This is a genomic window from Streptomyces sp., from assembly GCF_035644915.1.
Lineage (GTDB): Bacteria > Actinomycetota > Actinomycetes > Streptomycetales > Streptomycetaceae > Streptomyces.
In genome coordinates, this window is record NZ_DASQNP010000186.1 from 14,604 (window position 1) to 34,897 (window position 20,294).

General features: G+C 76.1%; 15 protein-coding genes and 1 riboswitch. Of the genes, 3 read left to right on the forward strand and 12 right to left on the reverse strand.

The features are described 5' to 3' along the window. Window positions 1–4: 4 nt before the first annotated feature. The 12 genes from cbiE to VE546_RS21025 form a co-directional block, all read right to left on the reverse strand. A complete protein-coding gene (gene cbiE, locus VE546_RS20970) occupies window positions 5–1,273 on the reverse strand; it encodes a precorrin-6y C5,15-methyltransferase (decarboxylating) subunit CbiE (RefSeq protein ID WP_414720538.1) in 1,269 nt (422 codons plus the stop codon). Continuing rightward, a complete protein-coding gene (locus VE546_RS20975; protein ID WP_324924640.1) occupies window positions 1,270–2,481 on the reverse strand; it encodes a cobalt-precorrin-5B (C(1))-methyltransferase in 1,212 nt (403 codons plus the stop codon). The genes cbiE and VE546_RS20975 overlap by 4 nt, the downstream gene beginning before the upstream one ends. Then, the gene (cobM, locus tag VE546_RS20980) at window positions 2,474–3,295 is read right to left on the reverse strand and encodes a precorrin-4 C(11)-methyltransferase (protein ID WP_324924682.1); all 822 of its coding nucleotides are present in this window, start codon (window positions 3,293–3,295) and stop codon (window positions 2,474–2,476) included. The genes VE546_RS20975 and cobM overlap by 8 nt, the downstream gene beginning before the upstream one ends. Window positions 3,296–3,378: 83 nt before the next feature. Next, window positions 3,379–4,137: a precorrin-2 C(20)-methyltransferase gene (gene cobI, locus VE546_RS20985; protein ID WP_324924642.1), complete on the reverse strand. Its 759-nt coding sequence runs from the start codon at window positions 4,135–4,137 to the stop codon at window positions 3,379–3,381. Further along, entirely contained in the window at window positions 4,134–5,546 is a 1,413-nt protein-coding gene (locus VE546_RS20990; protein ID WP_324924644.1) for a cobyrinate a,c-diamide synthase, read from the reverse strand. Before VE546_RS20990 ends, cobI begins: the two co-directional genes overlap by 4 nt. A gap of 16 nt (window positions 5,547–5,562) precedes the next feature. Then, complete coding sequence (gene cobO, locus VE546_RS20995) at window positions 5,563–6,159, reverse strand: cob(I)yrinic acid a,c-diamide adenosyltransferase (protein ID WP_324924646.1); 597 nt, start codon at window positions 6,157–6,159, stop codon at window positions 5,563–5,565. Next, on the reverse strand, window positions 6,159–8,249 hold the full coding sequence (locus VE546_RS21000; RefSeq protein WP_324924649.1) for a putative cobaltochelatase: 2,091 nt from the start codon (window positions 8,247–8,249) through the stop codon (window positions 6,159–6,161). Before VE546_RS21000 ends, cobO begins: the two co-directional genes overlap by 1 nt. Continuing rightward, complete coding sequence (gene cobN / locus VE546_RS21005; RefSeq protein WP_324924651.1) at window positions 8,246–11,932, reverse strand: cobaltochelatase subunit CobN; 3,687 nt, start codon at window positions 11,930–11,932, stop codon at window positions 8,246–8,248. The genes VE546_RS21000 and cobN overlap by 4 nt, the downstream gene beginning before the upstream one ends. 125 nt (window positions 11,933–12,057) lie before the next feature. Continuing rightward, window positions 12,058–13,569, reverse strand: a complete 1,512-nt coding sequence (locus VE546_RS21010) for a cobyric acid synthase (RefSeq protein WP_324924653.1) — start codon at window positions 13,567–13,569, stop codon at window positions 12,058–12,060. Then, on the reverse strand, window positions 13,566–14,576 hold the full coding sequence (locus VE546_RS21015; protein ID WP_324924655.1) for a cobalamin biosynthesis protein: 1,011 nt from the start codon (window positions 14,574–14,576) through the stop codon (window positions 13,566–13,568). Before VE546_RS21015 ends, VE546_RS21010 begins: the two co-directional genes overlap by 4 nt. A gap of 146 nt (window positions 14,577–14,722) precedes the next feature. After that, a riboswitch (cobalamin riboswitch) is annotated at window positions 14,723–14,850 on the reverse strand. Window positions 14,851–15,044: 194 nt separating this feature from the next. Beyond that, the gene (locus tag VE546_RS21020; protein ID WP_324924657.1) at window positions 15,045–15,260 is read right to left on the reverse strand and encodes a hypothetical protein; all 216 of its coding nucleotides are present in this window, start codon (window positions 15,258–15,260) and stop codon (window positions 15,045–15,047) included. 72 nt (window positions 15,261–15,332) lie between these two features. Next, window positions 15,333–16,568, reverse strand: a complete 1,236-nt coding sequence (locus tag VE546_RS21025) for an inorganic phosphate transporter (protein ID WP_324924659.1) — start codon at window positions 16,566–16,568, stop codon at window positions 15,333–15,335. 208 nt (window positions 16,569–16,776) lie between these two features. Between VE546_RS21025 and VE546_RS21030 the strand changes: the two genes are divergently transcribed. The 3 genes from VE546_RS21030 to VE546_RS21040 all read left to right on the forward strand — a co-directional run bounded on the left by VE546_RS21030 (window position 16,777) and on the right by VE546_RS21040 (window position 20,227). Beyond that, complete coding sequence (locus tag VE546_RS21030; protein WP_324924661.1) at window positions 16,777–17,454, forward strand: class II aldolase/adducin family protein; 678 nt, start codon at window positions 16,777–16,779, stop codon at window positions 17,452–17,454. 87 nt (window positions 17,455–17,541) lie between these two features. Continuing rightward, window positions 17,542–18,675: an alpha/beta hydrolase gene (locus VE546_RS21035; protein WP_324924663.1), complete on the forward strand. Its 1,134-nt coding sequence runs from the start codon at window positions 17,542–17,544 to the stop codon at window positions 18,673–18,675. A 100-nt stretch (window positions 18,676–18,775) separates the two neighbouring features. Next, complete coding sequence (locus tag VE546_RS21040; protein ID WP_324924664.1) at window positions 18,776–20,227, forward strand: hypothetical protein; 1,452 nt, start codon at window positions 18,776–18,778, stop codon at window positions 20,225–20,227. Window positions 20,228–20,294: the final 67 nt, after the last annotated feature.

Consider the following 20,294-nt stretch of genomic DNA (forward strand, 5'->3'; position numbering starts at 1 on the left):
GCGTTCACGAGGGTGCTCCTTCGGTGGCGGGGCGGGTGCCCCACAGGACGAAGACGGGATTGCCGGCGGCGAGCCGTACCACCTCGCCGGGCAGGGGGGAGAGCCGGGAGGACTGCAGCAGCACGCCGTCGGGGGCGAGCCCGGCGGCGCCGAGCGCGGCCCGTACGGCGGGCACCCGGTCCAGCGCGGCGAGCGTGACGACGACGGTGCGGCGGGCGCGGCGGGCGCACAGGGAGACGATCGCCTCCAGCTCGCGGCCCCCGCCGCCGACGAACACCGCGTCAGGATCGGGGAGTTCGGCCAGCACGCCGGGCGCGGCGCCGTGCACGGTCTGGACGTCCACGCCGTGGGCGGCGGCGTTGGCCCGGCAGCGTTCGACACCGTCGGCGGCGCGCTCCACGGCGATCGCCGCCGCGCCCAGGCGCGCGCACTCCACCGCGACCGAGCCGGAGCCCGCGCCGACGTCCCAGACCAGGTCGCCCGGGCGCGGCCCGAGCCGGGCCAGGGCCAGGGCCCGCACCTCGTACTTGGTGATCATCGAGTCGCGGTGCGCGAAGGCGTCCTCCGGCAGCGCCCACCCGGCGGGCGGGCGCCGCGGTCCGGCGAGCGTGCGCGGGGCGGGGGACAGGAGGCGCTCCTCGTCCAGGCACAGCACCACGCTCACCTCGTCGGGCCAGGCGCGTCCGGCGGCCTCGGCGGGGGAGAGCCGCTCGACGCGCTCGCCGGCCGTGCCGAGCGCGCTCGCCACCACCAGGGTGCGCGGCAGGCCGGTGCCGGCGAGGGCGGCGCCCAGCTCGGCGGGGCCCGCGCCCGGCCCGGTGAGCACGGCGGTCTTGGGGTGGGCGCGGCAGACGTTGACGGCGGTGCGCGGATCGCGTCCGTGCGCGCTGACCACGGCCGCGTCGTCCCACGGCAGCCCGGCGCGGGCGAAGGCGAGGGCGACGGACGGCACGCTGGGCCGCACGTCCAGGGCGCGCGGACCGAAGCGTTCGGCGAGCGCCCGGACGATCCCGAAGAACCCGGGATCGCCGGAGGCGAGCACGACCACCCGCCCGCCGTCCCCGGCGCGCGCCTCCGCGAGGTGCTCCTCCACCGCGTCCAGGGCGGGGGCCAGCGGGCCCAGCACCACGCGCCGCACCCCGGGCGGCACCCCGGCCGCGTCCAGGTGGCGGCGGGCGCCCACGGCCAGGGTCACCCCGCGCCAGTCCGGCCCCCGCTCCGCGGCCCGGCCGGCCGGGGCGGTCCCCGTGCCCGTACCCATGACCGTGATCACGACAGCAGCCCCCCGCGGCCGGAGTGCCGCGCGATCACCGCGCGGCCCGTGAAGTCCACCAGGGCCGCCTCCGCGGCGATCCGGCGGTCCGTGAAGCGCTCCAGCACCTCCGCGACCCGGCGGCACAGCTCCCGGCCCGCCACCGGCAGCAGACCGGCGGCCTCCCACAGCTCGTAGGCGTGGCGGGCGGTGTTCGCCGCCGCGACCTCGGCCGCCACCGGCTCTGCCCCGCCCACCGCACGGGTGATGCCGGCCAGCACGGTGGTGTCCACCTTCGACCGCGTGTAGTGCGTCATCAGCACCCCGGAGGCCAGTTTGGTCAGCTTGCCCACCATGCCGACGAACACCACGCGGCCCACACCGTGCTCCACGGCCCGCCGCAGCGCGGCGCCCGTGAAGTCGCCGACCTCGATGAAGGACACCTCCGGCAGGTGCGGCAGCAGCTCCATGGCGCCCTTCTCGGTGCGTCCGCCGGTGCACAGCACGACGGCCGGGGCGCCCTGCGCGGCGGCCACCGACACCGCCTGCTCGACGCTGGCCCGCCACGAGGCCGTCGAGAACGGCCGCACGATCCCGGTGGTCCCCAGGATGGAGATGCCGCCGAGGATGCCGAGCCGGGCGTTGGTGGTCTTCCGGGCGCGCTTCTCGCCGTCCGGCACGCTGATGGTGACGTCCACGCCGCGCGCCGCGACGTCGACGACCTCGCCCACCGCCTGGCTGATCATGGCGCGGGGCACCGGGTTGATCGCCGGTCCGCCCACCTCCAGACCGAGCCCCGGCTTGGTGACGACGCCGACGCCCACCCCGCCGTGCAGCTCGATGCCCGGCTCGTCCCGCCAGCTCACCGTGGCGGTCAGGTGCGAGCCGTGGGTGACGTCCGGGTCGTCTCCGGCGTCCTTGACCACCACCGCCTCGGTGCGGCCCGGCCGCAGCTCGGTCGAGCGCTCCACCGCGAACGTCACCCGCCGTCCCGACGGCAGCGCGACCTCCACCCAGGGCTGGGGCTCGCCCGTGACCAGGTGCAGCGCGGCGGCGCGGGCCGCCGCCGACGCGCAGGTGCCGGTCGTCCAGCCGGTGCGCAGCGCCTTCGGCCGCTGCTTGGCGGTGCGCGGCAGGTCCGGCTCCCGCAGCACCGGCCCCGGCGCGGATTCCGGCCCGGGCTCCGGCGCGGGTTCCGGCTCCTGTTCCGGCTCCGGCCGTTCACTCACGGCCGGCTCCCTCCGCCTCCCGGCCGGGCCGCCGGGCCGCCCGCAGCGCCCGCCGCGCGGCCGGCTCCGCACGGCGGTAGCCGTGGAAGTGCCCCGGGTGGTACAGGTGCGAGCGCGTGCCGGAGGCGGACAGCGCCGGGCCGACCAGGAACAGCGTGTGCTTCCACAGCTTGTGCTCCTTGACGGTCTCCTCCAGCGTGCCCACCGTGCAGCGCAGCACCAGCTCGTCCGGCCAGGTCGCCTGGTGGGCGATCACCACCGGGGTGTCGGTCGGGTAGCCGCCCTCCAGCAGTTCCACCGCCAGCTGTCCCGAGCGCGCCGCCGACAGGAAGATCGCCATGGTCGTGCCGTGCCGGGCAAACTCCCGCACCTCCTCGCCGGGCGGCATCGGCGTCTTGCCGCCGCCGAGCCGGGTGAGGATCACCGACTGGGCGACCTCCGGGATCGTCAGCTCCCGCCCCGCGATGGCCGCCACCGCCGAGAACGACGAGACCCCGGGGACGATCTCCACCTCGATGCCCAGCTCCGCGCAGCGGTCCACCTGCTCCTGGGTGCCGCCCCACAGCGCCGGGTCGCCGGAGTGGACGCGCGCCACCCGCAGGCCCTCCCGGGCGGCCCGCTCGTAGACGGCGGTGACGTCCTCCAGGGACATCGAGGCGGAATCCAGGACCTCCGCGTCCTCGCGGGCGTGCTCGAGCACCTCCTCGCGCACCAGGCTGGCCGCCCAGATCACGATGTCGGCCTCGGCGATGGCGCGGGCGGCGCGGAAGGTGAGCAGGTCGGCGGCGCCGGGGCCGGCGCCCACGATCGTCACCTTGCCGGCGCGGGACGTACCGGCGCGGGACGTACCGGTGCCGGGGGTATCGGTGCCGGACGGGCCGGTGCGGGGTGCGGGGGTCACAGCTTGCCTCCTCGGCGGTCGCGGCGGGCGGGAGCGATGAGCGTGGACAGGTAGGGGAGCCCGGCGCCGGCGGCCGGCTCCGCCTCCAGCTCGGCCGCCGGGCGGATCGACTCCTCCGGCAGCCCCAGCGAGGAGCCCCACACCGCGCCCTCGGTGCGGCCCGTGGCGCGCAGCGCGGCGGCGACCTCGCCGGCCAGCCGCCCGAACTTGTACGCCACCACCGTGCCCGGCCCCTCCAGGGCCTTCCTCAGCACCGCCGAGCCCGCCGTCACCGGCACCAGCGTCAGCGGCTCCGTCCCCTCGGTGAGCACCGCCCCGCCGCGCGCGGCCAGGTCCTGCATCGCGGTGATGCCGGGCACGGTCTCCACCACGGCCTCGGGCACCAGCTCGCCGACGGTCTGGGCGAGGTAGGTGAAGGTGGAGTAGACGTTGGGGTCGCCGATCGTGGCGAAGGCCACCGTGCCGTGGGCGCGCAGCAGTTCGGCGACGCGCTCGCCCGCCGCGTCCCACGCCGCCTCCCGGCGGGACCGGTCCTCGCGCTCGTTGAGCGCGAAGACCACCCGGACGACCTTCGACCGCGGCACGTAGTGCAGCACGGTGGCCTCGGCCCGTCCCGTACCGGCGTCCTCCATCACGGGCACGACCACCACGCGCGCCGCGCGCAGCGCGTTCACGCCCTTGACGGTCACCAGCTCCGGATCGCCGGGCCCCACCCCGACGCCCACCAGACGCGGTTCACTGCCGGTGCTGTTCATGCGGCACACCTCTCGACACACCCATCGACGAAACGCCGGGCGACGGACGGCTCGGCGGCCCAGTGCACGTGCAGGTACGAGGCGTGCACGCCGCCCTGCACAAAACCCTCGACGCGCCGCTCGGGCCGCCGCCCGTCCCGGGAGGTCCCCCAGGACAGCCCCCACGCCGGCGCGACGCCCGATCCCGGCTCCCCCGACCCCGGCTCCACCGCCGTGCGGTGGAACTCGTGGCCGCGCACCCGCGTCCCGGCGGCGGCCAGGACGCTGTCGCCCACGGCGACCGCCTCGCGGTAGCCGAGGGTGAGCCGCTCCGTCATCCGGGCGGCGGCGTCCAGCACCCCGCACATCGGCGCGCCGTCCAGCTCCCGGGCCAGGTACAGCAGTCCGGCGCACTCGGCGGCGATCGGCGCCCCCGAGGCGGCCAGCCGCGCCACGGCCGCGCGCAGCGGCTCGTTCGCCGACAGCTCCGGCGCGTACACCTCCGGGAAGCCCCCGCCGATGACCAGCCCGGCCGTCTCCGGCGGCAGCTCGGTGTCCCGCAGCGGGTCGAAGGCGACCACCTCCGCCCCCGCCGCCCGGAGCAGCTCGGTGTGCTCGGCGTAGGAGAAGGTGAACGCGGCCCCGCCCGCGACCGCCACCACCGGCCGCCGCCCGCGGGCGGCCGACGGCGCGGGCACCGGGGGCTCCCACGGCTGCTCGGGCAGCGGCGGCGCGCTGCGCGCCAGGGCGAGCAGCGCCTCCATGTCGCAGCCGGACCGCACCTGCTCCGCCAGCGCGGCCACCGCCCCGGCCGCCTCCGCGCGCCGCTCGGCCACCGGCACCAGCCCCAGGTGCCGCGAGGGGGTGCGCACCTGGCGGGCGCGGCGCAGCACGCCCAGCACCGGCACCCCCGAGACGTCCAGCGCCTCGCGCAGCAGTTCCTCGTGGCGGTCGGAGCCCACCTTGTTGAGGATCACCCCCGCGACGCGCACCCCGGGATCCCAGGACGCGAAGCCGTGCACCAGCGCGGCCACCGAACGCGACTGCGAGGAGGCGTCCACCACCAGCACCACCGGTGCCCGCAGCAGCTTCGCCACCTGCGCGGTCGAGCCGAGCTCTCCTCGTCCGGCCGCCCCGTCGTACAGCCCCATCACGCCCTCGACCACGGCCACGTCCGCCCCGGCCGCCCCGTGCAGGAACAGCGGCGCGATCAGCTCCGGGCCGCACAGGTACGCGTCGAGGTTGCGGCCGGGACGGCCGGTGGCCAGCGCGTGGTAGCCCGGGTCGATGTAGTCCGGGCCCACCTTGTGCGGGGAGACGGCGAGCCCGGCCGCCGCGAAGGCGGCCATCAGACCGGTGGCGACGGTGGTCTTGCCGCTGCCCGAGGCGGGCGCGGCGACGACCAGCCGGGGGATGTCCGTGCCTGTCATGGGGTAACCGTCCGGCTCACCACTCGATGCCCCGCTGGCCCTTCTGGCCGGCGTCCATCGGGTGCTTGACCTTGGTCATCTCCGTCACCAGGTCGGCGGCGTCGAGCAGCGCCGGGGGCGCGTTCCGCCCTGTGATCACCACGTGCTGGGTGCCGGGGCGCTCCCGCAGCACCGCCACGACCTCGTCGGTGTCCACCCAGCCCCAGTGCATCGGGTAGGTGAACTCGTCCAGCACGTACAGCCGGTACGTCTCGGCCGCCAGGTCGCGCTTGACCTGCTCCCAGCCCTCGCGCGCCGCCTCCTCGCCGGCGCCGATGTCGCGCTGGACCCAGGACCAGCCCTCGCCCATCTTGTGCCAGGCGACGGTCCCGCCCTCGCCGCTGGCGCCCAGCACGCGCAGCGCCCGCTCCTCGCCGACCCGCCACTTGGCGGACTTCACGAACTGGAACACCCCGATCGGCCAGCCCTGGTTCCAGGCGCGCAGCGCCAGCCCGAAGGCGGCCGTCGACTTGCCCTTGCCGACGCCCGTGTGCACCGCCAGCAGCGGACGGTTGCGGCGCTGACGCGTGGTGAGCCCGTCGTCGGGTACGACGCTCGGCTGTCCCTTCGGCACTACGCGGCCCTCCTGTGGTTGTGGTGCGGATTCCGGACGGAACGGACGAGCGAGGTGACGGCGTCGGCCCGCAGCTCCTCCAGCGTCACCGCCGGGCCGCCCAGCTCGCGGGCGAGCGCGCCCGCCAGCCCCAGCCGCACCGGCCCCGACTCGCAGTCGATCACCACCGACGCCGTGCCGTCGGCGGCCAGCAGCCGCGCCGCCTGCCGGGCCCGCGCCATCGGCTCGGGCCCACCCGTCACCCGGCCGCCGCCCCTGGTCGAGGCGCTTCGCGCCGCCCCTCCTTCCGTGGCCCGCCCGTCGGTGACGGCGACCAGCAGCGGGCGCCGCGCGGGGTCGCGCAGCCGCTCCACCCGCAGCACCTCGCGGGCCCTCAGCAGCCCGGCGGCCAGCGGGGTGCGGCCACCGGTGGGCAGCGACTCCAGACGCGCGGCGGCGGCGTCCACCGACGAGGTCGGCGGCAGGACCACCTCGGCGCCCGTCCCGCGGAAGGTGACCAGGCCGACCTTGTCGCGGCGCTGGTAGGCGTCCAGCAGCAGCGACAGCACCGCTCCCTTGACGGCCTCCATCCGCTTCCGGGCGGCCATCGAGCCGGAGGCGTCCACGACGAACAGCACGAGGTTGGACTCCCGGCCCTCGCGCACGGCCTCGCGCAGGTCGTCGCGGCGGACCACCAGGCCCGGTCCGCTGCGGCCCCGCGCCCGCTGGTGCGGTGCGGCGGCCCGGACGGTCGCGGCCAGGTGCAGCCCGGACAGCGTGCCCCGCGGGCGGCGCGCGCCGGTGGTGCGGCCCTGCGCGGTGCGGGCCCGCGAGCGCCGTCCGGCGGCGCCCTCGCCCACGCCGGGCACGGACAGGGCCCGGGTCCGGAACGGCTCGCCCGCCCGGGCGGGGGCCTGCTCCCCGGCGTCCCGGCCCCGTCCGGCGCCCTCCTCGCCCCGGGACTGCTCCGGAACGGACGGTCCGGAGGCGTCGGACGGCTCCTCGGGGCCGTCCTGCGGGGGCTGCCCGCCGCCACCGCCGGGACCGCCGTCCGGCCCGTCCGGGTCCGGCTCGTCGTCCTCCCCGCCGTCCCCGCCGCCGCTGCGCCGCAGCGTCTCGTCGAGCTTCTCCTCGTCCAGGCCGGGCGCGTCGAAGGGGTTCCGGCGCCTGCGGTGCGGCAGCGCCAGCAGCGCGGCCTGCCGTACGTCCTCGGCCGCCACGTCGGTGCGTCCCGCCCAGGCCGCCAGGGCGCAGGCGGTGCGGGCCATCACGATGTCGGCCCGCATGCCGTCCACCTCGAAGGCCGCGCAGGTCGCGGTGATCTGCCGCAGCGCGGCGTCGCCCAGCCGCACCGTGGGCAGCAGCGCCCGCGCCGCCGCGATCCGCTTCCGCAGCGCGTCCTCCTCGCCGGCCCAGCGGGCGGCGAAGGCGGCCGGGTCCTCCTCGTACGCCAGCCGCCGCCGGACGACCTCCATCCGCTCGTCGGTGTCCCGGGAGGCGGCGACCTCCACGGTCAGCCCGAAGCGGTCCAGGAGCTGTGGACGCAGCTCGCCCTCCTCGGGGTTCATCGTTCCCACCAGCAGGAAGCGGGCGGCGTGCCGCACCGAGACGCCCTCGCGCTCGACGTGGGAGGCGCCCATCGCGGCGGCGTCCAGGAGCGAGTCGATGAGGAAGTCCTGGAGGAGGTTGACCTCGTCCACGTAGAGGACGCCCCGGTGGGCCCGGGCCAGCAGCCCCGGCTCGAACGCCTTGACCCCCTCGGACAGGGCGCGCTCGATGTCCAGCGACCCCACGAGCCGGTCCTCCGAGGCGCCCACGGGCAGCTCCACCATCCGCGCGGGCCGCCTCTCGCCGGGGCCCGCCTCGTGCGGTCCGTCCGGGCAGGCGGGGTCGGGCCGGTGCGGGTCGCAGGAGAAGCGGCAGCCGGGAACGGTCTCGATCTCGGGCAGCAGTGCGGCCAGCGCGCGCACGGCCGTGGACTTCGCCGTGCCCTTCTCGCCGCGCACCAGCACGCCGCCGACGGCCGGCGAGACCGCGTTCAGCAGCAGCGCCAGCCGCAGGTCGTCCATGCCGACGATCGCGGTGAACGGGTAGGTGGCAGTGGTGGTCATGCGTCGCCCTCCGGATCGTCCTCGGAGCCGCCTTCGAGATCGCCCTCGAGGTCGAGGTAGACCTCCCGGAGCCGGTCCAGGGTCTCCTGCTCCGGCTCCGCCCACAGCTCGCGGTCGGCGGCCTCCAGCAGCCGCTCGGTGATGCCGCGCAGCGCCCAGGGGTTGGAGCGCCTCATGAACTCCTGGTTGGTCTCGTCGAAGACGTACTCGGCGGCCAGCTTCTCGTACATCCAGTCGTCCACGACCCCGGCCGTGGCGTCGTAGCCGAAGAGGTAGTCCACGGTCGCGGCCATCTCGAAAGCGCCCTTGTAGCCGTGCCTCCTCATCGCGCTCATCCAGCGCGGGTTGACCACCCGCGCCCGGAACACGCGGTGCGTCTCCTCGCCCAGCGTCCGGGTCTTCACCTGGTCGGGGACGGCGGAGTCGCCGACGTACGCCTCGGGGGAGGCGCCCGTCAGGTGGCGCACCATGGCGACCATGCCGCCGTGGTACTGGAAGTAGTCGTCGGCGTCGGCGATGTCGTGCTCGCGGGTGTCGACGTTCTTGGCGGCCACCTGGATGCGGCGGAACGCCGTCTCCATGTCGCCGCGCGCCGGGCGGCCGTCCAGCCCGCGCCCGTAGGCGTAGCCGCCCCACACCGCGTACACCTCGGCCAGGTCCGCGTCCGAGCGCCAGTTGCGGGCGTCGATCAGCGGCAGCAGCCCGGCTCCGTACGCGCCCGGCTTGGAGCCGAAGATCCGCGCCGTGGCCCGGCGCCGGTCGCCGTGCGCGGCCGTGTCCTGGTCGGCGTGCGCCTTCACGTAGTTGGACTCGGCGGGCTCGTCCAGCTCGGCCACCGCCCGTACCGCGTCGTCCACCAGGCCCACCACGTGCGGGAAGGCGTCGCGGAAGAAGCCGGAGATGCGGACGGTGACGTCGATGCGGGGACGGCCCAGCTCCTCCAGGGGCACGATCTCGAAGCCCGTCACGCGCCGCGAGGCGTCGTCCCACACCGGGCGGCAGCCCAGCAGCGCCAGGATCTCCGCGATGTCGTCGCCCTGCGTGCGCATGCAGGACGTGCCCCACACCGTCAGGCCCACCGACCTCGGGTACGCGCCGTGGTCCGCCAGGTGCCGGGCCAGCAGCGAGTCCGCCAGGGCGCTGCCGACGTCCCACGACAGCCTGGAGGGGATCGCCTTGGGGTCCACGGAGTAGAAGTTGCGCCCCGTCGGCAGGACGTTGACCAGACCGCGGGTCGGCGACCCGGAGGGGCCCGCCGGGACGTAGCCGCCGTCCAGCGCGTGCAGGACGTTGCCGATCTCGTCGGTGGTGCGCTCCAGCCGGGGCACGACCTCGTCCGCGGCGAACTCCAGCGCCCGTACCGCGCCGGGCAGTTCGGTGCCCAGCACCTCGGCGGTCACCTCCCGGGCCGCCCCGCGCGCCCAGCCGCGGGCCTCCATGCCCTCCACCAGCCGCCGCGCCAGGTGCTCCAGCAGGTCGATCGCGTCGGAGGCGGTTCGCGAGGGCCCGTCCGCCAGGGACGTGAGCGCCTTGGGCACCTCGATGCGGGCGCCCGGCTCGGCCAGCAACTCGGACTCCACCAGCCCGACGTGCTCGGCCAGCACCGCCCGCAGCCCCGGCAGCGCGCCGCCGACACCGCCCCACACCTGCGCCGAACGCAGCACTGCCAGCACCAGGTTGACGCGGGGCTCGCCCGTCGGGCCGCCGCCCAGGACGTGCAGGCCGTCGCGGATCTGCACGTCCTTGATCTCGCACAGCCAGCCGTCGATGTGCATGACGAACTCGTCGAACTCGTCCTCGTCCGGCTGCTCCTCCACCTGCAGGTCGTGGTGGAGTTCGGCGGCCCGCACCAGCGTCCAGATCTGGCTGCGCACCGCCGGGGCCTTGGCCGGGTCCAGGTCGGACACCAGCGCGTACTCGTCCAGGAGCTGTTCCAGCCTGGCCAGGTCGCCGTAGGAGTCGGCCCGCGCCATCGGCGGCACCAGGTGATCGACGACGGTGGCGTGGCCGCGGCGCTTGGCCTGGGTGCCCTCGCCGGGGTCGTTGACGATGAACGGGTAGACCAGCGGCAGGTCGCCGAGGACCGCGTCCGGCGCGCAGCCGGCCGACAGGCCCAGTCCCTTGCCCGGCAGCCACTCCATCGTGCCGTGCTTGCCCATGTGGACCACCGCGTCGGCGCCGAAGGTGTGCTCCAGCCAGCGGTAGGCCGCCAGGTAGTGGTGGGAGGGCGGCAGGTCGGGGTCGTGGTAGATGGCGATGGGGTTCTCGCCGAAGCCGCGCGGCGGCTGGATCATCACCACCACGTTGCCGAACCGCAGCGAGGCCAGCACGATCTCGGCGTCCTCACCCTCGCCGTCCACGTACAGCGAGCCCGGTGGCTCGCCCCAGTGCTCGCGCATGGCCTCGCGCAGTGCGGGGTCGAGCGCAGCGAACCACCGGCGGTAGTCCTGAAGCGGCACCCGGGCCGGGGCGGCGGCGAGCTGCTCCTCCGTCAGCCACTCCACGTCGTGGCCGCCGGCGGCGATCAGACGGTGGATCAGCTCGTCTCCGGTCGCGGGGAGTTCGCCGGTGTCGTAGCCGGCGTCCCGCAGGGCCCGCAGCAGCTGCACCGCCGAGGCGGGGGTGTCCAGGCCGACGGCGTTGCCGACCCGCGAGTGCTTGGTGGGGTAGGCGGTGAAGACCAGGGCGATCCGCTTGTCGGCGTTCGGCCTGTGGCGCAGGGCGGCGTGCCGCGCCGCGATCCCGGCGACGCGCCGGGCCCGCTCGGGGTCGGCGACGTAGACGGGCACCCCGTCCGGGCCGTCCTCCTTGAAGGAGAACGGCACGGTGATCAGCCGCCCGTCGAACTCCGGGATCGCCACCTGCATCGCGGCGTCCATCGGCGACAGCGCCGCGTCCGAGGACTCCCAGGCGGCGCGGGGACCGGTCAGGCACAGGCCCTGGATCACGGGAACGTCCAGCGCGGCCAGGGCGCCGACGTCCCACGCCTCGTCGTCGCCGCCGGCGCTCGCGTCCGCCGCGCGGGTGCCGCCCGCGGCCAGCACGGTGGCCACCAGCGCGTCCGCCCTGCCCAGCAGCTCGTACAGCTCCGGGTCGGCGCCCCGGAGCGAGCCGCAGTAGACCGGCAGCGCGTTGGCGCCGCGCTCCTCGATCGCGTCGCACAGCACGTCGACGAAGGCGGTGTTCCCCGACAGCTCGTGGGCCCGGTAGAACAGCACGCCGACGGTGGGCCGGGAGGGGTCGTGCGCCCGGTCGCCGTGCACGCCGTACTCGGGCATCGGGCGCGGCGGGGCGAAGCCGTGGCCGGTCAGCAGCACGGTGTCGGACAGGAAGCGGGCCAGCTCGGCCAGGTTCTCCGGGCCGCCGGCGACCAGGTACTTCAGCGCCTCGGCGACCACGCCCGCCGGGACGCTGGAGGCGGCCATCAGCTCGGCGTCCGGGACGCTCTCACCGCCCAGCAGCACCGTCGGGACGCCGGAGTCCGCCAGCGCCGCGAGCCCGTCCTCCCAGGCGCGCCGGCCGCCCAGCAGCCGTACGACGGCGACGTCCGCGCCCTCGACCAGGCCGGGCAGCTCCCCGGCGACGTCGACGCGCACGGGGTTGGCGATGCGGTACGGGGCGCCGGAGGCACGGGCCGCCAGCAGGTCGGTGTCGGCGGTGGACAGCAGCAGTACCGTGCTCATGGAACCCCCATCGGTCCGTACGTCCTTCGCGTCGGGCACGCCGGCCGCGCCGGCCGTGCCTGTCGTGCCGGTGACATTACTCATGTCGGTCATACCGGTCGTGCCGGTCATGTCGGTCGCGTCGGTCACGGGGCTCCCGGCGGTACGAACGGCAGCCCCCCGGGGGCGCCGTCCTCGATCAGCCGCAGCAGCGCGTCCGTGTCGGCGTGCTCCTCCACCAGGTCGCCCAGGCGGTCGAGCTGCTCCTCGCGCAGGGCGGCGAAGGACGTGTCGGGGGCGGGGACGAAGGCGCGTCCCGCGTCCGCCGCCACGCGCCGCAGGAAGGCGCGCCGGAAGCCGTCGCTCTCCAGCGACCCGTGCCAGTGCGTGCCCCACACCGAGCCGGCCCGGCAGCCGTCCAGGAACGGTTCGTCCCCGCCGGTCACCTCGGCCACGCCGTGGTGGATCTCGTAACCCTCCACGCGCTCGCCCAGCGCCTCGCCGACCGGCCGGGCCAGGGTCTTCTCCGGCGCGAAGCGCACCCGCACCGGCAGCAGGCCCAGGCCCGCGACCGTTCCGGCGCGCGACTCCACCTCGTCCTCGATCCGCTCGCCCAGCATCTGGAAGCCGCCGCAGATGCCCAGCACCGGGCGGCCCTCGGCGGCCCGGCGGGCCAGCGCCCCGGCCAGGCCGCGCTCGCGCAGCCAGGCGAGGGCCTTCACGGTGCCGCGGGTGCCGGGCACGATCGCCAGGTCGGCGTCGGCCAGCTCCTCGGGCCGGTCGGTGAACCGCACGACCACGCCCGGCTCGGCCGCCAGCGCGTCCACGTCCGTGAAGTTGGACATCAGCGGCACGGGCACCACCGCGACCCGCAGCACGTCGCGGCCGTGCGGCGGCGCGACGGCCGTCTCGCGCACGGTGCCGCGCAGCGACAGCCGCAGCCCGTCCTCCTCGTCGATGCCGAGCCCGTGCGCGTACGGCAGGACGCCCAGCACCGGGCGTCCGGTCAGGCCCCGCAGCATCTCCAGGCCCGGCTCCAGCAGCGACACGTCGCCGCGGAACTTGTTGACGACATAGCCCGCCACCAGCGCCTGGTCCTCGGCCGACAGCAGCGCGGTGGTGCCGAAGAGGGAGGCGAAGACGCCACCGCGGTCGATGTCGCCGACCACCACCACCGGCAGCCGGGCGGCGCGCGCCAGGCCCATGTTGACGATGTCGCTGTGCCGCAGGTTGATCTCGGCCGGGCTGCCGGCGCCCTCGCAGATCACCGCGTCGTGGGTGCGCCGCAGCTCGGCCAGGCAGTCGGTGACCGTCCCCAGCAGCTTCTCCTGCCGTCCCGCGTGGTAGCCGCGTGCGCTCAGCTCGCCCACCGGCTTCCCCAGCAGCACCACCTGACTGGTGCGGTCGCCGCCCGGCTTGAGCAGCACCGGGTTCATCAGCGCGGTCGGCTCCACGCGGGCCGCGGCGGCCTGCATGGCCTGGGCCCGGCCGATCTCGGCGCCGTCGCGCGTCACGAAGGAGTTGAGGGACATGTTCTGCGCCTTGAACGGCGCCACCTTGACGCCCTTGCGGGCCAGCCAGCGGCAGACGCCTGCCGTGACCACGCTCTTGCCCGCGTCCGAGGTCGTCCCCGCGATCAGCAGTCCGCCGCCCGTCACCGCTTCCCCCTCCGCACGGTCCGCTTCCTCTCCCGCAGTGCCCCGGCGGCGGCGCACGCCGCCAGCGCCAGCGCGCCCACCCGGCGCGACAGCCGTACCGCCCGCTCGATGTCCGCCACGCGCACCGGACGGCCGGCGGCGTTGAGCTGTGGGCGGTGCTCGACGCGGCCGCCGTACGACAGCGTCCCGCCCAGCCGTACGCCCAGGGCGCCCGCGAACGCCGCCTCGACCACCCCGGCGTTGGGGCTGGGGTGGCGGCCGGCGTCCGCGCGCCAGGCGCGGAGGGCGCCGCGCGGGTCCGGGCCGGCGAGCACCGCGAGCAGCGCGGTCAGCCGGGCGCCGGGCAGGCCCGCCAGGTCGTCCAGCCGGGCCGCGGCCCAGCCGAAGCGGCGGTGGCGCGGCGAGCGGTGACCGACCATCGCGTCCAGGGTGTTGACGGCCCGGAAGCCCGCCAGCCCCGGCACGCCGCAGGCCGCGCCCCACACCAGGGCGCCCACCACGGCGTCGGAGGTGTTCTCGGCGACGGACTCCACGACCGCCCGGGCGATGCCGTCGGCGTCCAGCGCCTGCGGGTCCCGTCCGCACAGGTGGGGCAGCCGGGCGCGTGCCGCGGCGAGGTCGCCCGCCTCCAGCGCGGCGGCGATCGCCCGGGCCTCGCGCGCCAGGCTGCTGCCGCCGACCACGGTCCAGGTCGCGGCGGCCGCGAGGGCGGTACGGGCGGCGGGGGAGCGGCGCGCGGCGCGGCTCAGCGCCGCCGCGGCGGCCACCGCACCGCCCGCGCACACGCCGGTGTGCAGCGCGCCCGCGCCGCGGTGGTCGCGCCACAGCAGGCGCTCGGCGGCCGCGGCGAAGCGGCCGAAGGCGGCGACGGGGTGGGCACGGCGGGGATCGCCGGCGATCAGGTCGAACAGGTACCCCAGCACCGCTCCGCAGGCATAGCCCGGGACATGGCCCGGAACCGGAACGGCGGTGGCGGGAGCGGTGGTGTCGGCGTGGTCGGCGCGCATGGCGTCAGCGGGCCGTCGCGCCTCGTACGGTCGGCGTGCCGGGAGGTCCCGGAAGGGCGGCAGGGGGAAGGGAAGGCAGGGTGCCTGGCATGGCGGTATGTCCTCACTCAGGGTCCTCGCCCTGGCTCGACGTGACCGGCGGTGAGAGTCTCCTGGCTCCCGGATCGGCGCTTCCCCCGGCCTTCCAGCCCCGGTGTGCGGGCCGTGACCCCTGGGTGGGGGAGCGCTCCCCGGTGACAGTGGCGGGACCGCGCCGGATTCGCACCGGCTTCCTCTCCTGCCGCCGTTGGGCAACCGGAAGTCCACCACGCCCGGCAGGAGGCGTCAACTCGGCGATGACCTGCGGCGGCGCAGTGTGCGGAAGGGCACACGGCGCCGCCGCGGGCCGGAACCTCCCCGGTGGGAGGCGTGTCCGGGCATGCGCCGGGCGCCCGGCGGCGGTCGCCGGGCGCCCGGGGGAGGTGCGGCTCAGGCCGCGATGATGTAGATGCCGTACACCACGGCCGCCGCGCACAGGGCGAAGCAGGCGTAGGCGCCGACGCGGGTCAGGAGGGCGGGACCGCCCCCCGCGCCGTGGTCGGTGCGGGAGCCGACGATGCCGAAGGTGAACACGCCCACCAGGCCGACCGTCATCACGAGGCTGACCCCGAAGACCTGGCCGAGAGCGGCCCAGTCGATGTCCATGACGCTGTTTCCTTTGCGAGAGCTGCGAGAGCTGCGGGGAGCTGTGCGGGAGCCGTGAGGCGCCGCGAGACGTTACGAGGCGGAGGAGACGGGCGCCTTCTCGGCCTTCTCGGCCTTCTCGGCCTCCTCGACGGCGACGGTCGGGGGCGGGGCGACGGCCTGGACGGCGGTGGTGACCACGTCCGGCTCCCCGGTCGCGTCCGGCTCGACGTCGTTGACGTTGGTGTGGTTCACCGGCTCCCGGCGCGAGACGAGCCAGATCGCGGCGCAGGCCGCCACGGTGAGGACCGTGACCGTGGTGACGCCCCAGTCGCCCCGGGTCGTCAGCACGGAGGCGGCCGCGGCCACCAGACCGGCGGCCGGGAGGGTCAGGCCCCAGGCGGCGACCATGCGGCCCGCGGTGTTCCAGCGCACCACGCCGCCCTTGCGGCCCAGGCCGGCGCCCATGATCGAGCCGGAGCAGACCTGGGTGGTGGAGAGCGCGAAGCCCAGGTGGGAGGAGGCCAGGATGGTGACGGCCGAGCTGGTCTGGGCGGAGAAGCCCTGCGCCGGCTGGATGTCGGTGAGGCCCTTGCCCATGGTGCGGATGATCCGCCAGCCGCCCAGGTAGGTGCCCAGGGCGATGGCGATGCCCGCCGAGGCGATGACCCACATCGGCGGGTCGGCGTCGGCGCCCAGCGCACCGCCGGAGATCAGGGCGAGGGTGATGACGCCCATCGTCTTCTGCGCGTCGTTGGTGCCGTGGGCCAGGGAGACCAGGGCGGCCGAGGCGATCTGCCCGGCGCGGTAGCCCTTGGCGACGTCCCCCTCATCGGTGCCGCGGCTGATCCGGTACGTGAGCCGGGTCGCGAGCAGTGCCGCCACCCCGGCGACCAGGGGCGCGGCGACGGCCGGGATCAGCACCTTCATGACGACCGCGCTCATGGAGACGGCGCCGACGCCCACGGAGGCGATGGTCGCGCCGATGAGACCGCCCATCAGGGCGTGGGAGGAGCTGGAGGGAAGTCCGGCCAGCCAGGTCAGCAGGTTCCAGATGATCGCACCGACCAGTCCCGCGAAGACCACCGCGGGATCGATGCCGGAGTCCTCGTTGATCAGTCCCTTGGAGATGGTGGCGGCCACCTCCACCGATACGAAGGCGCCGACGAGGTTGAGGACCGCCGACATCGCCACCGCGGTCTTGGGCTTGAGTGCCCCGGTGGAAATGGTGGTGGCCATGGCGTTGGCCGTGTCGTGGAAGCCGTTCGTGAAGTCGAACACCAAGGCCGTGACGATCACGATCCCGATGAGAAGCGTGATGTTTTCCATTCACCCAGGCAATCAGTCGAAGGGGAGGTACGCGGGGAACGTAGGGACTCCGGGTGAACGCAAGGTGAACTGGGGGCGGCTTCACGGTGTCTCACGGAGCCTGTGCAAGCAGGGTCGCACACCGGCGCGCCCGAATGCGTCCCCGGCGCTCCCATGTCCCCCGTGCGCTGGTATCCCCCGCGCTACAGTGCCCCCGGAGGTGGGGCGGATGGGGCGGACCCGGGCGGAGGCCTGGCGCGAACTGGTGGACACGGCCCGCCGGACGGTGGCCGACGGACTGGTCGTGGGCACCTCCGGCAACGTCTCGGTGCGGGTCGGCGACACCGTGCTGGTCACCCCCAGCGGCGTGGCCTACGACCGGCTGGGGCCGGACGAGCTGTGCGCCGTCGACCTCGACGGGCGGCAGGTGGCCGGGGAGCTGAGGCCCACCAGCGAGCTGCCGCTGCACCTGGCGGTCTACCGGGCCACCGGCGCCGCGGCCGTCGTCCACACCCACGCCGTGCACGCCACCGCCGTCTCCACCCTCGTCGACGAGCTCCCGGCCGTCCACTACATGACCGCGGCCCTGGGCGGCCCGGTGCGCGTCGCCCCGTACGCCACCTACGGCAGCGAGGAACTGGCCGCCCACGCGCTGGCGGCCCTGCGCGACCGCAGCGGCTGCCTGCTGCGCAACCACGGCACGATCGTGTACGGCGACAGCCTCCGCCAGGCGTACGACAACACCGCGCAGTTGGAGTGGATGTGCCGGGTCTGGCTCGCCGCCGCCTCCGTGCCCGGCCGCACCCCCACACTGCTGCCGCCCGAGGAACTGGACCGGGTCGCCGCGCGGCTGCGCGACTACGGCCAGCGCGACGACGGCCGGCGCGACGACGGCGGGCGGGACTGACGCGGCCCCCGCCCGCGCCGCCTCCCCGCTCACCCGCCGGACCCGGCCCACTGGCCCCCGCGGCGCCGCACCGCCATCCTGGAGGGAATGAGCCTGCGCAGAACGGCGGCCCTGGCCGCCACCACCATGCTCGGCGCCGGGGCGGCCGCGGTCGCCGCCGGGCGGTACGCGGCCCACGCCGCCCTCAGGCAGCCCACCGGCCGCTCCCAGCCCGCCGGTTTCCAGGGGCCGCCGCTGACGGTCCACGCCACCGCCGCGGGGCAGATCACCCTGACCCGCTCGCTCGTCTCCGAGCTGCCCGGCACCTATGCGCTCACCGGTCCCGGGCGGCACGCCGTCGTCGGCCCCGTGCTCGACGTCCCCTCCTCCCCCGACACCGTCGTACGGCGCCTGGAGCGCGTCGACCGCGGCCGTCTCGCCCCCGGCGACCGGGTGCGGCTGACCCCGCAGCTCTACACCGGCAACCCGCGCGACGCCCTGGGCCTCGAGTACCGGGACGTGACGGTGCCCGGCGAACTGGGCCCGTTGCCCGCCTGGTACCTGCCCGCCCTCCGTGACGTCTGGGTGATCGCCGTGCACGGTCTGGGCACCACGCGCGAGCACCCCATGAACCTGCTGCCCTTCCTCCACGAGAGGGGCATCCCGGTGCTCGTCCTCGCCTACCGCGGCGACCCCGGCGCGCCCCGCCCGCCCGACCGCACCGCCCACCTGGGCGACTCCGAGTGGCGCGACCTGGACGCGGCGATCCGTCACGCCGTGGACAACGGCGCCCGCAGCGTCGTGCTGTACGGCTGGTCCACCGGGGCCACCATGGCGCTGCGCGCCGCGGCGCGCTCCCCGGTCCGCGACCGCGTCGGCGGGCTGGTGCTGGACTCGCCCGTGCTCGACTGGCGGGCGACCCTCCGGGCCCTGGCCGCCACCCGCCACGTCCCCCGCCCGCTGCTGCCGCTGGCCGTGCGCGCCGCGCAGGGCCGCGCCCGGATGCGCCCCGAACCCCTCGCGGAGCTGAGCGACCCCGCGACGCTGGAGCTGCCCGCGCTGGTCCTGCACGGCCCCGACGACGGCATCGCCCCGTGGGAGCCGTCCCGCGAACTGGCCGAGCGGCGCCCGGACCTGGTCTCGCTGCACGTCGTCCGACAGGCCCCGCACGCGGCCATGTGGAACGCCGACCCGCAGGGCTACGAGGAGGCGCTGCGGCGCTTCCTGACCCCGCTGATGTGAGGTTCGGTGTGAACCTTGTGGGGGGTTTGTGCGGGGTGCTCATGTGAGGTCTGTGCACGGACGTTTGGGCTTTCGGGCCCTCATCAACAACACTGCTTCCGTGACGTCCCGTACCCCGCGAGACACCCGGCTGCGCCTTGTTTCCCGTCAGCCGCTCACCGCCGCGCGCCGAGCCGTGAGCGCGCGCCGCCGGCGGAGCGCGCCCCGGCCCCCCGAGGGGGTGCCTCCCCGTGACCAACTGGCCCGGCAGGCGCGGGCCTGTCTCAGTGACGCCGTACGCCTGGCCCGTTGGGCGGAGGGCACCGGGCTGTCGCCGGTGGCGGAGGCCGAACGGGCGGCGGCCGAACTGCGGATACCGGTGGACCAGGTGCCCGTCCACTGGGACCGCGCCCGGCTGGCCGGCCTCATCGAACTGCACGACGGCACCGCCCTGCCCGGCTGGCGGCTGCGCGCCTGGGACCGCGACGACTCCGCGGTGCTGCGCGGCTGGGTGGCCCTCTTCGACGCCTGGTCGCTCGCCCATCCGGCGCCCGCCGACGCCGACCCGGCGGCGGTCGGCGAGGTCGTCGTGGCGGCCCCGCAGTTCCTGGCGGTGATGCACCTGTCCTCCGGCCCGGTGACGGTGCCGGTCCTGCTCGACCTGCTGCGGCAGCGCATCGCGGAGCTCCGCGCGGAGCGCGGAAAGGACTTCGCGGAGCGCGGGAAGGACCTTGCGGAGCGCGGAAAGGACTCCGAGGAGCGCGACGGCGCCTCCGGCGCCGCCCCGGCGGAGGAGGGCGCCGGGGACACCACCGCCCTGGACCTGCCCGCGCTGCTCGACTGGGCGCTCGACGGCCTCGCCTCCGTCGGCGCCCTCACCCGCTGCCCCGAGGACGGCGAGGGCCGCCCGGGACAGGCGGTGCTCACCCCGCTGGGCAACTGGGCCGTGTGGGTGAAGCTCGAACAGATCTGCGTCGCCGCCCAGAGCCCCGCCGGGAACATCGAGCACCCCGCCGAGGACATGCTGCGCGGCTGCGCCCGGCTCTCCCCCGGGGAGGCCCGCGCCGAGTACCGCGCCTGGCTCGCCGCGCGGCCCACCGGCCCGGCCGTCGCCGAACTCCTCGACGCCGCCCGCGGCGAGGACGCCCTCATCCGCGGCCTGGCCTTCGAGGCGCTGCGCGCCGTAGGCGCTCCCGCGGAGTCCGCCGTACGGGCGGCCGCCGACGAGCCCACCCTGCGTCCCTACGCCCTGCTCTGGCTCGCCGAGCAGGAGGGCGCCGACCCCTCGGACCTGACGGGGGGTGCCCCGGGTGTCCTGACCCGCGAGGAGGCCACCTGGCTGTGGGTGGACACCGCCGCGGCCGTCGCCGACCACGGCGACGGGCGGCTGCTGGTGGAGCACCTGGAGTCGGCCGTGCAGGACAGCGTCCCGGAACTGCTGGAGGAGGTCCGCGCCACCGGCCACCCCCGTACGGTCCAGGTCCTGGTCGCGCTCGCCGCCGCCCACCCCGACCCCGTGCTGGCCAAGGCCGTGCGCCGGGCGGCCTTCCAGGTCCACACCGGCGAGGCGTGACGGCCCCCGGGGTCCGCGGCCCCGCGCCGGGGCCGCGGACCCGGCGCGGGTCGGTGGGTCGGCGGGT